Below are 12860 nucleotides of genomic sequence, written 5' to 3' on the forward strand. Positions count from 1 at the left end.
AATCATCGCGACAAGCGCGTAGAGTTCGGTTTAGGGCAAATTCCGATAGCAGATGTGAACGAATTTTACCTGGTACGGTAAGGTTTCGTTAAGATGCCTCTAGCCTAATGGCAGGGCGTGTTTTCGTTGCGAGATCCCGGATGAAGAAAGCTGTCCTGATTCTGTCCGCCTTCGGCTTCATTGCCGCTGCGTGGGGCAGCTTTGCGTCGCCGCTTCCCGGCGAGAGCCCTTCGATGCCTGAGGTCAAGCCGCTCGGCTTCATTCCCGAGACATCCATACCGGAATCGATCACAACGGGTGCCATTCCGCACAGCCCGGCAATCGCGCCTGTCAACGGCGACCTGAAAGCCGGCCTCGATGCGCTTTCCGACAAGGACCCGCAGCTGGCGCTTTCGATCCGTGACGGCATGCGCGACGCGACGCTCGACCGCCATATCCTCACCTGGGCGATTGCCGTTTCCGGATTGAAGGGCGTTCCCTCCTATGAAATCGCCAGCGCCGCGCAGGAGCTCAAGGGGTGGCCGGGCCTTTCGCGGCTGCGCGCCTATTCCGAGCGCGCGCTCTATGACGAAAATCCCGCCCCTCCCGCCATACTTGCCGCCTTCGGCGATACCGCGCCTGAGACGATGCAGGGTACGGTCATCCTCGGCCGGGCGCTGGTTGCATCAGGCGGCCAAGCGCAAGCGGCAAAATATATCCGCAAGGTCTGGCGTGGAGAGGCTCTCGACAAGGCGACCGAGGACAAGATCCTCATCGAGTTTTCCGCGCTGTTGACACCCGCCGACCACAAGGCGCGGATGGACTATCTGATGTATCGCGGCCGTGTGGCGCAGGCCAAGCGCTTCGGCGATATGGGCGAGGCACAATCGCTCTACAAGGCCTGGGCTGCGGTCGACGCCAAAGCGGCCAACGCCAGCGCTTTGCTCAACGCCGTCGATGCGAAGTGGCGCACCGATGCCGGCCTGCTGTTTGCGCGGATCGAATATCTGCGCAAACAGGACAAATATGCCGAGGCGGCAGCACTTCTGGAGCAAATGCCGCCCGAGCGCAGCGAACTGGTCAACTCCGGCGAATGGTGGAACGAGCAACGCATCGTCAGCCGTGGTCTCGTCGACCAGGGACAATTCAAGCCTGCCTATCGCATCGTCGCAAACTACGCCGCAACGAGCCCGACGGATATCGTCGAGGCTGAATTCCATGCCGGATGGTACGCGCTTCGCGGCCTGCAGGAGCCGGCAACGGCGGAAACACATTTCCGCAAGATCCTCGAGACATCAAACGGGCCGATCTCGGTTTCACGCGCCTGGTACTGGCTGGGACGGGCAGCCGAAGCCGGCGGCCCCGGGAAATCCAGCGAATTCTATATAAAGGCCGCGAATTTTCCCGGCACCTTCTATGGCCAGCTCGCGGCCGAAAGGCTGGGGCGAAAGACGCTTAATGTCACCTATCCGTCGCCGAGCACTGCCGACCGGCAACGCTTCCAGGCACGCGAAGCCGTGCAGGCGATCGCCCGGCTGGAGGCCGCAGGTCATGGATGGCGGGCCGATATTCTCTATCTCGCGCTTGCCGATCAGTTGCAGAGCCCGGGCGAATTGGCTGTCCTTGCGGCACAGGCCGAGCAATCCGGCGATCATCATCTCTCGCTGCAGATCGGCAAAATCGCGTATGGACGCGGCATCGATGTCGCGGCGCTCGCCTTTCCGGTCGGCGTGATCCCGGCGAACGCCAATATATCAGGCTCCGGCAAGGCGCTCGCCTATGCCATCGCCCGGCAGGAAAGCGCCTTCAACCCGGCCGCCGTGTCGGCGGCCAATGCACGCGGCCTGCTGCAGCTTCTGCCGGGGACGGCCCAGGCGGTGGCCAAGCGCCACAACATCGCCTATTCGAAGGACAAGCTGACGGCCGATGCCGGTTATAATGCGACGCTTGGTGCGCATTATCTCGGCGAGCAAATCGACGCCTTCGGCGGCTCCTATATCCTCACCTTCATTGCCTACAATGCCGGGCCGAAGCGAGTACCGGAATGGATCGGCCGTTACGGCGATCCGCGCGGCAGGCCGATCGACGAGATCGTCGACTGGATCGAGCGCATCCCCTTCCCCGAAACGCGCAACTATGTGCAGCGGGTGATGGAGAATTATGAGGTCTACAAAGCCCGTCTCGGACAGCCGACCGACATTGAGCGTGACCTCATCGGCGGACGCAGCGCTTCCTGAAGCCGTTTGGCGCGGCTCGAAAAGCAAGCTACATCTGCGGGATCAAACAGGTCTCGGGGGATGCGATGCCGGATACGGATGCGGTTGGTTTCCAGGAACGATTTTACAAGTCTGCCGATGGGCTGAGGCTTTATGCCCGCGACTACCGGCCCGACGGGGCGGCAAGCCCCGGACGGCTGCCGGTGATCTGCCTGCCAGGCCTGACCCGCAATACGCGGGATTTTCATCCGCTGGCGCTGCTTCTTTCCCGCGACACGACGGCGCCACGCAGGGTGATTGCGCTCGATTCGCGCGGGCGGGGGAATTCGGCTTGGGATGAGAACAAGGCGAACTACAATCTCGCCATCGAGGCCGGCGACGTCATCGCCGCCTGCGCGGCGCTCGGCATCGAGCGGGCGATCTTCATCGGCACGTCGCGAGGCGGGCTAATCCTGCACCTGATCGCGGCGACACGGCCGGATCTTCTCGAAGCCGTCATCCTCAACGATATCGGGCCTGTGCTTGAGGCTGAGGGTCTGGCGAGAATTCGCGACTACCTCAACAGCGGCAGGAAGCCGGGGGACTGGAACGAGGCGGCCGTTATATTGAAGGAAAATCATGGCGTTTCATTTACCACGCTTGCAGAAGAAGATTGGCACGAGATGGCGCTTGCCCTCTATCGGGATATCGATGGAAGACCTGTCGCCGATTTCGATCCGGCGATCGCGGAGGCACTGAAATCGGTCGATTTCAGCCAGCCGATGCCCGATCTCTGGGAGCAATTCGACCGCTTGAGCCGATTTCCACTAATGCTGATCCGCGGCGAAAATACGTCTCTGCTTTCAAAGGAGACCGCCGATGAAATGGCGCGCCGGCATCCGAGGTTGATCCTGCATGCTGCCGATGGACAGGGACACGCACCCCTTCTGCATCACGCCGGTACTCCCGCAGCGATTGGAGCATTTCTCGCCACCTGCGGATTGCCTGATTGACGCCGGACATCCGGCACCTATCCCTGCCATTTGTCGAAATACAAAAAAAGCCCGGCTCGAGAGCCGGGCTTTCCTGATTGACCGAAATCAGATCAGATTAGAACGAACGCTGCAGGCGGAAGTAGCCCGAAGTTGTGTCGTCACCATCATCCGGATCGAGGTACTGAACCGAAGCCTTGGCGTAGAAGTTGTCGACGATCTGGTAATCGACCGTCAGACCGACCTTCCAGGCATCGCCGAGACCGTCGAAGTCATCCGGAACGACCTTGGAGCCGCCGAAGTAGTTGCCGTAGTACTGAACGGCCGGCGTGATCTTCAGCTTGTCGGTTGCCTTGATTGCGTATTCAGCAGCAACAGCCCATTCAGCCGAGGAGTAGTAGGAGTTCGGGCCGGAAGAGTATACGCCGGCGAGACCGAGCGTACCGGGACCGATGTCAACCGTACCCATTGCACGGACAGCACCGTCTTCGTTGTCGACGTCGTAGCCGGCAGTGACCTGGTAGCTGAATGCGCCGGCCTTGCCGCCGAGACCGACAGCAACGCCAACGTTGTTGGCTTCTTCGCCGGCCTTGTAAACGCCGTCTTCCAGTTCGTCGACGCTGATGCCAGCGTAGAAATCGCTGGTTTCATACTGATAGCGGATCGAGTTGTGGAGCGTTACGACCGAACCGATGTCGTCGGTTTCGCCAGAGAGACCATCGTCCCACCAGCTGTAGAACAGACCGGCGCGGAAGCCGGCAACGTCGAGGTAAGCGGAGTCGAGCTTGGAAGTCTGATCGGTGGCATTGTCAGCATTGAACTGCATGACGATGACGCCGGTCAGCGGACCGTACTCGGTGTCGCTCTTGGCCGTGAATTGAACCTGACCGCGGGTGACGGCATCCCAGTCCGAATCGCCGCCGACATCTTCGCCGACGTTAACCTGGAAACGGATGTAGCCTTCGATCTTGAGGCAGGTTTCGGTGCCCGGGATGTAGAAGTAGCCGGTACCGTAAGCGTCGCAGACGCGAACATATTCAACCGGTTCCGGCTCAGCAGCAACGATAGCGTCAGCAGCCTGAGCACCGGAAACTACTGCGAGAGCAGCAGCGGAGCCGAGAAGAAGGCTCTTGATGTTCATAAATGACCTCCAATTCAAAGTTTCGATCGGGTTTGGGATCTTTCGCTGAGCAGCGTTCCCTGCCCCATCCCCGTGTTTCAAGAAGTGGACGATCAGTCGCCCTTGCTTCCGACGCTGAAAATACAAGACGGGAGCCGTCACGCAATCACCAACTTACTCGGATAGGGGGTTTGGCGGAGCCTTCCCGAGATCCTGTTGCTGAAAGGACACAAGTCGGGCATCCGGCCTCGATTTCCTTTATGCTTTGTTAAGAAAACCCTGATTTTGCGGCTGCTTAGGTCGCGTTAACAAAGAATTGGACATACGTTTTGCGACACATTCGTGACACTTTTTTGACAAAATCCAGGCCTTGCGGGGAATATCAGGATTGTCGGAAGCGTAACCGGACATGCACCGATCCGCTTTTGCCACCTGCCGGGCATGAGCGCGGGAGGTGATTCCCGCAACCGATTCTCTCGCTTCAGGGCGGGAGAGATTTTCTCATTCGTGCGGCCCTAGACCTAGCCGACTACGCGAACGTGATTCCCTGGCAGAAACTAAAGATCGACAGCCGCTCAGGAAATCAGAATGGCGGAGAAGATGGGATTCGAACCCACGATACGCTTTTGACGTATACTCCCTTAGCAGGGGAGCGCCTTCGACCACTCGGCCACCTCTCCGGTGCGGCCTAACTATGGCGACCGGTCTGTGAATGCAAGGGTTTTTTGAGCTTTCACCAGAAGAAATGCAGCGAGCGGCAATTCGGCTGGTTGCGCAAATAGGCCTCGCCTCCTGCCGAGATCCGTGGAATTTGATCGCGCTTCGTTCTCTTCGATGAGGAGGCCGATCTCAGCCGAGCAGGCTCTTAAGGTCAGCAGAAGGGTCGGCGAGAATCGATTTGTCGGGATTGGTCCCGGATTCCAGCAGTTTTTTGCCGGTCACATAGGCTTTCGCGTCGTTGATCGCATCGACGGCGATCAGCACGCCGTCCCGGAAGTACCAGACCGAATGTGCGCCTTCGCGGGTGCCGGGACGCAGCAGCGTCTCGTCATAACCGAGATTGAAGCCGGCAATCTGCAGCTTGACGTCATATTGGTCGGACCAGAACCACGGCTTCGGCGCATAAGGCTCATTGCCGCCGGCGATGACGGCTGCCGCTGCTTCGGCCTGGTCGACGGCGTTCTGCACCGATTCGAGCCTGATGCGGCCGCCCTGCCAGGGAAGTGCGGCGCAATCGCCGGCCGCAAAGATCGCCGGATCGGAGGTGCGGGCGAATTCGTCGACGACAATGCCGTTGGCGACTTCGAGGCCGGCTTCCTTGGCAAGCTGGTCGTTCGGCGCGACGCCGATGCCGACGACGGCGAAATCGAGGTCGATGACCGATCCGTCGGAAAGTGCGGCGCCGGTGACGCGGCCATCCTTGCCGATCAAATGCTTGAGCCCTGTCTTCTCGCGGATCACCACCTCATGTGTCTCGTGGATCGCGCGCATGATGTCGGCCGTCTCCTTCGCCGCGACGCGCTGCAGGATGCGGTCGGCCATCTCGATGACGGTGACTTCCAGGCCGCGATGGCGGGCAACGGCCGCCGCCTCGAGACCGATATAACCGCCGCCGATGATGAGGACGCGGCGACCGGGACGCATCTCGTCGGCAAGCAGGTCGGCATCGCGCTTGTCGCGGGCGACATAGACGCCTTCGAGATCGCCGCCGATCGCGGCCGGCAGCCGGCGCGGCGTCGAACCGGTGGTCAGCGCCAGCGTGCAGTAATCGAGAACGGAGCCGTCCTGCAGCAGAACCTGCTTGCTGTCCGGTTTGATCTGCTCGGCCCAGGTTGAACGGCGAAGATCGACGTCATTGTCTGCATACCAGTGCTCGGCGCGGAACAGCAGGCGGTCGAAGGCCATTTCACCGAGCAGGTATTTCTTTGACAGTGGCGGACGCTGATAGGGAGCGACCTCCTCGGCGCCGAGGAGGGTGATCGGGCGCGCATCCTTCAACGCACGCAGCTTGGCCGCCAATGCGAAACCGGCCTGTCCCGCGCCGATGATCACCAGTCTATCCGTCACGATCTCACTCCTGAAGCTGCGCCCGACACCCACGCCAAGGCCTGTCCCGTAAAGCGCCGCGCATCTTTCAGACACGCAAAGGACGCTGTCGCATTTTGAGTTTCTGCATAATCCCTGAAATCGATCCCGATTTCAGGAATTATGCGGTAGCCCGTGCGCCGTCAACGGAAAGCGGCCTCTTACATTCAGCCGATCTCGATCCAGCGGCGCTCGTGGAAGGACTGTGCCATGGCATGCACCGACTTCTCTATCCTGAGACCGTCTTCGAATGTCACGATCGACGACGGCTCGCCTGATATTGCCCGGATCAGCTCGCGGCATTCGATGATCTTCAGATCGTTGAAGCCGAGGCCGTGGCCTGGTGCCGGAATGAACCGATCATAAGGCCGATGGGCAGGTGCCGCCAGTATCTTGCGGAAGCCCTGTTCGGAGCCGCGGCCGTCGGCCTGATAGAGTTCGAATTCGTTCATGCGCTCCTGGTCGTAGACGATCGAGCCTTTCGAGCCGAAAATCTGCAGGGCGATGCGGCCCTTACGGCCCCAGGCGGCGCGATTCGCCATCAACACGGCGGAAATGCCGCCGCCAAGCCGCATCAGCACGTTGGCGCCATCGTGGTTTTCGACGGCACGGCGGCCACCCTCGCTCAGCGGGCGGTCGGCATAGGGTTTTACCATATCCGTTATGACGGCCTCGACATGGCCGAAGAGATACCAGAGCAGTGACAGCGGGTGGACGGCGAAGTCGTCGAGCGCGCCGTAGCCGGCGGAAAGCTCGCTCTTCCAATAAAAGAAGACATCGGCATCGGCCATGAAATCCTCATCCATCTCGACGCGGATATGATTGACCGTGCCGATGGCGCCTTCGCCAATCAGCGTCCTGATATGCCGCATGACGGGATTCTGAATATAATTATAGCCAAGGGCGGCAACCTTGCCGGATCGCTTCGCCGTTTCCAGCATGCGCTCGGCATCGGCATAGGCCGGCGCCATGGGTTTTTCGCACCAGACATGCTTGCCGGCCTCGATGGCTGCAATCGCCATCTCGGGGTGAAACTGATTGGGCGTGGTGACGGAGACCACGTCGACCTCGGGGTCGGCGATCAGCGCCCGCCAGTCGGCCGTCGCCTTCTCGAAACCGAATTCACCGGCACGAGTCTTAGCAAGCTCGGCATTGGCTTCCGCCAGATGCACAAGACGCGGACGCTCGACATCGCCGAACACCGTCTTTACCGCATTCCACGCCAGCGCATGGCACTTGCCCATATAACCAGTGCCGATCAAACCGATGCCGAGTGGCTTCATTTCCGTCTCCTCCAGAGCTGTGCGCGGATTTTTGGAATATTTGGATCATTTTGACAAGGACCTGCTCGCAGGCATTTCTACGCCCTTCCCGAGCAGATTGTTTAAAAGCCTTCAATTACAGGGGATTAAAAACAATTAGCCGTGTCGTTTGAAATCGTTTATGTTCGATAATATGGAATGTTTGTTTCATCTCGTGAGCCGTAAGCATGGATAACGATCCCCAGAGGCACGCGCGTGTGCCGCGCGATTTCGAAAGCCTGCGTAGCGCCATCATCGAGCGCAAGGCGAGCATGCCGAAGCGGCTGGCGCAGGTCGCCGCCTTCGCGCTCGGCAATCCCGACGAAATCGCCTTCGGAACGACGGCAAGCATCGCGGCAGCCTCCGACGTCCAGCCCTCGACGCTGGTGCGCTTGGCGCATCATCTGGGTTATGGAGGCTTTTCCGACCTGCAGGGCATCTTTCGCGAAAGATTGCGGGACCGGACGCTGAGCTACGAAGAGCGCCTCGTCACGCTCGAGCAATCGAACGGCGACGATGAGGACGCCAATCTGCTCTCCGGCTTCATTGCCGCGGCAAACCAATCGGTCAACCGGCTGGCGGCGACGGTGCAGAGCGATACTTTCACCAAAGCGGTGAATATCCTTGCTAACGCCGAGACGATCTATCTGATCGCCAAACGGCGCTCTTACCCTTTGACGGCGCATATGACCTACGCTTTTTCCAAGCTCAACATCCGTCATCAGATCGTCGCCTCGCCAAACGGCGTCGACCCTGAAATGGTGCAGTTCGCAACACCGAAGGATGCAGCGATCGCGGCGAGCTTCTCGCCCTATGCGGCCGACAGCCTCAGCCAGAGCCAGGAGCTTGCCGACCGCGGCGTCCCCGTCATCGCGATCACCGATTCGGCCTTCTCGCCGCTTGCCGCCTGCGCCACGCACTGGTTCGAGGTGGCGGAGGCCGATTTTGCCGGCTTCCGCTCGCTTTCGGCCTCGATGGCGCTCACTATGGCATTGCCGGTTGCAATCGCTGAGCGGCGGCGCAAGGATCAGCAGTCAAAACCTGTAAAAGGCAAAATGGAATAAACATTCCGAATTGACAAAATATCGGAACCGATGTTTCATTATTGAAAATTCGCAGGCACTGGAAGCCGCGCAAAATCTAGCGGGAGGACATCATGGTACAATCGAATCCGGGTTCACAGCCGGAGCCGGCGCTTGATGTGATCACCATCGGCCGTTCCTCGGTCGATCTTTACGGTCAGCAGATCGGTTCGCGGCTGGAGGATATCGGTTCCTTCGCCAAGTCCGTCGGTGGCTGCCCGGCCAATATCGCCATCGGCACGGCGCGGCTGGGCCTCAAATCCGGCCTCATCACCCGCGTCGGTGACGAGCAGATGGGACGTTTCATCCGCGAGCAGTCGGCGCGCGAAGGCGTGGCGACAGACGGCATCGTCACCGACAAGGAGCGATTGACGGCGCTGGTGCTGCTGGCGGTCGAGGCCGAGGGCGTGTCGCCGATGATCTTCTATCGGTCGGACTGCGCTGACATGGCGCTCGATGAAGGTGATATCGACGAAGATTTCATCAGATCGTCGCGCGCCGTTCTCGTTTCCGGCACGCATTTCTCCCGGCCGAATACGGAGGCCGCACAACGCAAAGCTATCCGTATCGCCAAGGCGAACGGCCGCAAGGTGATCTTCGACATCGATTACCGGCCGAACCTCTGGGGCCTTGCCGGCCATGCGGAAGGCTTCGAACGCTACGTAAAATCCGACCGGGTCTCCTCGAAGATGAAGGAGACGCTGCCGGATTGCGACCTCATCGTCGGCACCGAAGAGGAAATCCTGATCGCTTCCGGCGCCGACGACGTGCTCGGCGCGCTCAAGGAGATCCGTCGGCTGTCGCCGGCGACGATCGTGCTCAAGCGCGGCGCCATGGGCTGCATCGTCTATGACGGGCCGATCGCCGACGATCTCGAAGCCGGCATCATCGGCCAGGGTTTCCCGATCGAGGTCTTCAACGTGCTGGGCGCCGGCGATGCCTTCATGTCCGGCTTCCTGCGCGGCTTCCTGCGCGACGAGCCGCTGAAGACCTGTGCCACCTGGGCCAATGCCTGCGGCGCCTTCGCCGTCTCTCGTCTGCTCTGCTCGCCGGAATATCCGACCTGGTCGGAACTCGACTTCTTCCTGACGACCGGCAGCAAGCACCGGGCGCTGCGCAAGGACGAGGCGCTCAACCATATCCACTGGGCATCGACCCGGCGCGGCGAAATCCCGCTTTTGATGGCGCTGGCGATCGACCACCGTTCGCAGCTCGTCAGCGTCGCCGATGAGCTCGGCGTCGGCCATGAGAAGATCGTCGCCTTCAAACGGCTGGCGGTGGCGGCAGCGGCGCGGGTTTCGAACGGCCGCGACGGCTACGGCATGCTGATCGACGAACGCTTCGGCCGCGACGCTTTCTTCGATGCGGCGACGAAGAATTTCTCTTGGATCGGCCGGCCGGTGGAATTGCCGGGCTCGAAGCCGCTCCGCTTCGAATTCAGCCAGGATATCGGCTCGCAGCTTGTGGAATGGCCGCTCGGCCATTGCATCAAGTGCCTGTGTTTCTATCATCCCGATGATCCGGCTGAATTGAAGACGGAGCAGCAGGAGAAGCTGCGGACGCTGTTCGAGGCCGCCCGCAAGGTCGGCCGCGAGCTGCTGGTGGAGATCATTGCCGGCAAGAACGGGCCGCTCACCGACGATACGATCGCGGCCGCGCTGGAGGAACTCTATGCGCTCGGCATCAAGCCGGACTGGTGGAAACTGGAGCCGCAAGCATCCCGTGGAGCTTGGAAGAAGATCGATGCGGTGATCGCCAAAAATGATCCATGGTGCCGCGGTATCGTGCTCCTGGGGCTCGAGGCGCCCGCCGACGAACTGATCTCGTGCTTCGAGGCGACGCTGGCAGCTCCCTCCGTGAAAGGCTTTGCTGTCGGGCGGACGATCTTTGCCGATCCGGCGCGCGCATGGCTTTCAGGCGAAATGAATGATGAGGAAGCGATCGCCGATATGGCCGGCCGTTTCCGACACCTGACAGAAGCGTGGTTGAAGACGCGCGGGCGTCAGTAGGCTTAGAACTAAGACCCCCTCCCCAACCCTCCCCACAAGGGGGAGGGACTTAACCCGGGGCACCGCCTCACGCCATCAGCAAGCTCCCCTTTGGAGGAGACATTGCGGCGAGAATGAGGGGGGCCCGGCAGGTTAGCCCCTCCCCCTTGTGGGGAGGGGTTGGGGAGGGGAAACGCGAAAAGAAAGATTGCGGGAGGACCCGATGGGCAAGACGATACGGTTGACGATGGCGCAGGCCGTCGCGCATTTCTTGAAAGTACAGATGACTGTTGTCGACGGCAAAAAGGTGCCGATCTTCGGCGGCGTCTGGGCGATCTTCGGTCACGGCAACGTCGCCGGCATCGGCGAGGCGCTCTATCAGGTGCGCGAGGAATTGACCACCTATCGCGCTCACAACGAACAGGGCATGGCGCATGCCGCAATCGCCTATGCCAAGGCGAATTTCCGAACGCGCTTCATGGCCTGCACGAGTTCGATCGGCCCCGGCGCGCTGAACATGGTGACGGCCGCCGGCGTGGCGCATGTCAATCGTATTCCCGTTCTCTTCCTGCCGGGCGACGTCTTCGCCAACCGCGCGCCGGATCCGGTGCTGCAGCAAATCGAGGATTTCGGCGACGGCACGGTTTCGGCCAATGATGCCTTCCGTTCGGTTTCGCGCTATTTCGACCGCATTACCCGGCCCGAGCAGATCATCATAGCGCTGAAGCGCGCCATGCAGGTCCTGACCGATCCCCTCGATTGCGGTCCGGTAACATTGTCGCTCTGCCAGGACGTTCAGGCAGAAGCCTTCGATTATCCGGAAAGCCTGTTCGATGAAAAAGTCTGGACGACCCGCCGGCCGCAGCCGGATGCGGACGAGTTGGCGAATGCCATCGCGCTGATCAAGACGTCGCAGAAGCCGGTGATCGTTGCCGGCGGCGGCGTGCTCTATTCGCAGGCGACGAAGGAGCTTGCCGCCTTTGCCGAGGCTCACGACCTTCCCGTCGTCGTCACCCAGGCCGGCAAGTCGTCGATCAACGAAACCCATCCGCTGGCGCTCGGCTCGGTCGGCGTCACCGGCACGTCGGCGGCGAATGTGATCGCGGAGGAGACGGACCTGGTCATCGCCGTCGGCACGCGCTGCCAGGATTTCACCACCGGCTCCTGGGCACTGTTCAAGAACGACAGCCTCAAGATGATCGGGCTCAACATCGCCGCCTATGACGCGGTGAAGCACGACAGTTATCCGCTGGTGACTGACGCCCGCGAAGGGCTGAAGGCACTGTCGGCAGGGCTTTCGGGCTGGAAGGCGCCGGCAGCCCTCATCGAGAAGGCGGCTGCGGAGAAGAAGGTCTGGATGGAGGCAGCGGACAGGGCGATGGCGACGACCAATGCCGCCCTGCCCTCCGATGCGCAGGTGATCGGCGCGGTGGCGCGCACGCTCGGCGGCGAAAATACGACGGTGCTTTGTGCTGCAGGCGGCCTTCCCGGCGAATTGCACAAGCTTTGGCCGGCGACGGCGCCGGGTAGCTACCACATGGAATACGGCTTTTCCTGCATGGGTTATGAGATTGCCGGCGGGCTCGGCGCCAAGATGGCACGTCCCGAACGGGATGTCGTCGTCATGGTCGGCGACGGTTCTTACATGATGATGAATTCCGAGATTGCCACCTCGGTCATGCTTGGCCTCAAGCTCAATATCGTCTTGCTCGACAATCGCGGTTATGGCTGCATCAACCGGCTGCAGATGGGAACCGGCGGTGCCAACTTCAACAATCTGCTGAAGGACTCCTACCACGAGGTGATGCCGGAGATCGATTTCCGCGCGCATGCCGAAAGCATGGGCGCCATCGCCGTCAAGGTCGCCTCGATCGCCGAACTCGAGCAGGCGATCGCCGACTCGAAGAAAAACGACCGCACCTCGGTCTTCGTCATCGACACCGATCCGCTCATTACCACGGAGGCCGGCGGCCATTGGTGGGATGTCGCGGTGCCTGAGGTCAGCCCGCGCGAACAGGTCAACGAAGCGCGCAAGGGCTATGTCGAAGCACGTGCTGCCCAGCGCATCGGTTAATCTACTGCATAATTCCTTAAATCGGGACCGATTTAAGGACAAAA

At 60.8% G+C, this 12860-nt stretch carries 8 protein-coding genes and 1 tRNA gene; 5 read left to right on the forward strand and 4 right to left on the reverse strand.

All coding sequences use genetic code 11. The features are described 5' to 3' along the window. Window positions 1-140 precede the first annotated feature (140 nt). Both ACIPSK_RS21070 and ACIPSK_RS21075 read left to right on the forward strand, forming a co-directional pair. On the forward strand, window positions 141-2216 hold the full coding sequence (locus ACIPSK_RS21070; protein ID WP_162118526.1) for a lytic transglycosylase domain-containing protein: 2076 nt from the start codon (window positions 141-143) through the stop codon (window positions 2214-2216). 65 nt (window positions 2217-2281) lie between these two features. Next, window positions 2282-3187, forward strand: a complete 906-nt coding sequence (locus ACIPSK_RS21075) for an alpha/beta fold hydrolase (protein ID WP_162118527.1) — start codon at window positions 2282-2284, stop codon at window positions 3185-3187. 97 nt (window positions 3188-3284) lie between these two features. Here the strand turns inward: ACIPSK_RS21075 and ACIPSK_RS21080 are convergent, their stop codons facing one another. The 4 genes from ACIPSK_RS21080 to ACIPSK_RS21095 all read right to left on the reverse strand — a co-directional run bounded on the left by ACIPSK_RS21080 (window position 3285) and on the right by ACIPSK_RS21095 (window position 7654). Then, window positions 3285-4307, reverse strand: coding sequence for a porin (locus tag ACIPSK_RS21080; protein ID WP_017963657.1), 1023 nt, complete (start codon window positions 4305-4307; stop codon window positions 3285-3287). A 568-nt stretch (window positions 4308-4875) separates the two neighbouring features. Continuing rightward, window positions 4876-4966, reverse strand: a tRNA-Ser gene (locus tag ACIPSK_RS21085). A 169-nt stretch (window positions 4967-5135) separates the two neighbouring features. Further along, window positions 5136-6353, reverse strand: a complete 1218-nt coding sequence (locus tag ACIPSK_RS21090) for an FAD-dependent oxidoreductase (protein WP_162118528.1) — start codon at window positions 6351-6353, stop codon at window positions 5136-5138. 185 nt (window positions 6354-6538) lie between these two features. Continuing rightward, window positions 6539-7654, reverse strand: a complete 1116-nt coding sequence (locus ACIPSK_RS21095; RefSeq protein ID WP_017963655.1) for a Gfo/Idh/MocA family protein — start codon at window positions 7652-7654, stop codon at window positions 6539-6541. A 206-nt stretch (window positions 7655-7860) separates the two neighbouring features. Here ACIPSK_RS21095 and ACIPSK_RS21100 point away from each other — a divergent pair, with 206 nt between their 5' ends. The 3 genes from ACIPSK_RS21100 (at window position 7861) to iolD (ending at window position 12816) form a co-directional block, all read left to right on the forward strand. Further along, on the forward strand, window positions 7861-8736 hold the full coding sequence (locus tag ACIPSK_RS21100; protein WP_017963654.1) for a MurR/RpiR family transcriptional regulator: 876 nt from the start codon (window positions 7861-7863) through the stop codon (window positions 8734-8736). A gap of 92 nt (window positions 8737-8828) precedes the next feature. Beyond that, complete coding sequence (locus ACIPSK_RS21105; protein WP_017963653.1) at window positions 8829-10763, forward strand: bifunctional 5-dehydro-2-deoxygluconokinase/5-dehydro-2-deoxyphosphogluconate aldolase; 1935 nt, start codon at window positions 8829-8831, stop codon at window positions 10761-10763. 202 nt (window positions 10764-10965) lie between these two features. Then, complete coding sequence (iolD, locus tag ACIPSK_RS21110) at window positions 10966-12816, forward strand: 3D-(3,5/4)-trihydroxycyclohexane-1,2-dione acylhydrolase (decyclizing) (RefSeq protein ID WP_026154083.1); 1851 nt, start codon at window positions 10966-10968, stop codon at window positions 12814-12816. The last annotated feature ends 44 nt before the right edge of the window (window positions 12817-12860 follow it).

This window comes from Rhizobium sp. LARHSG275 (assembly GCF_052871115.1).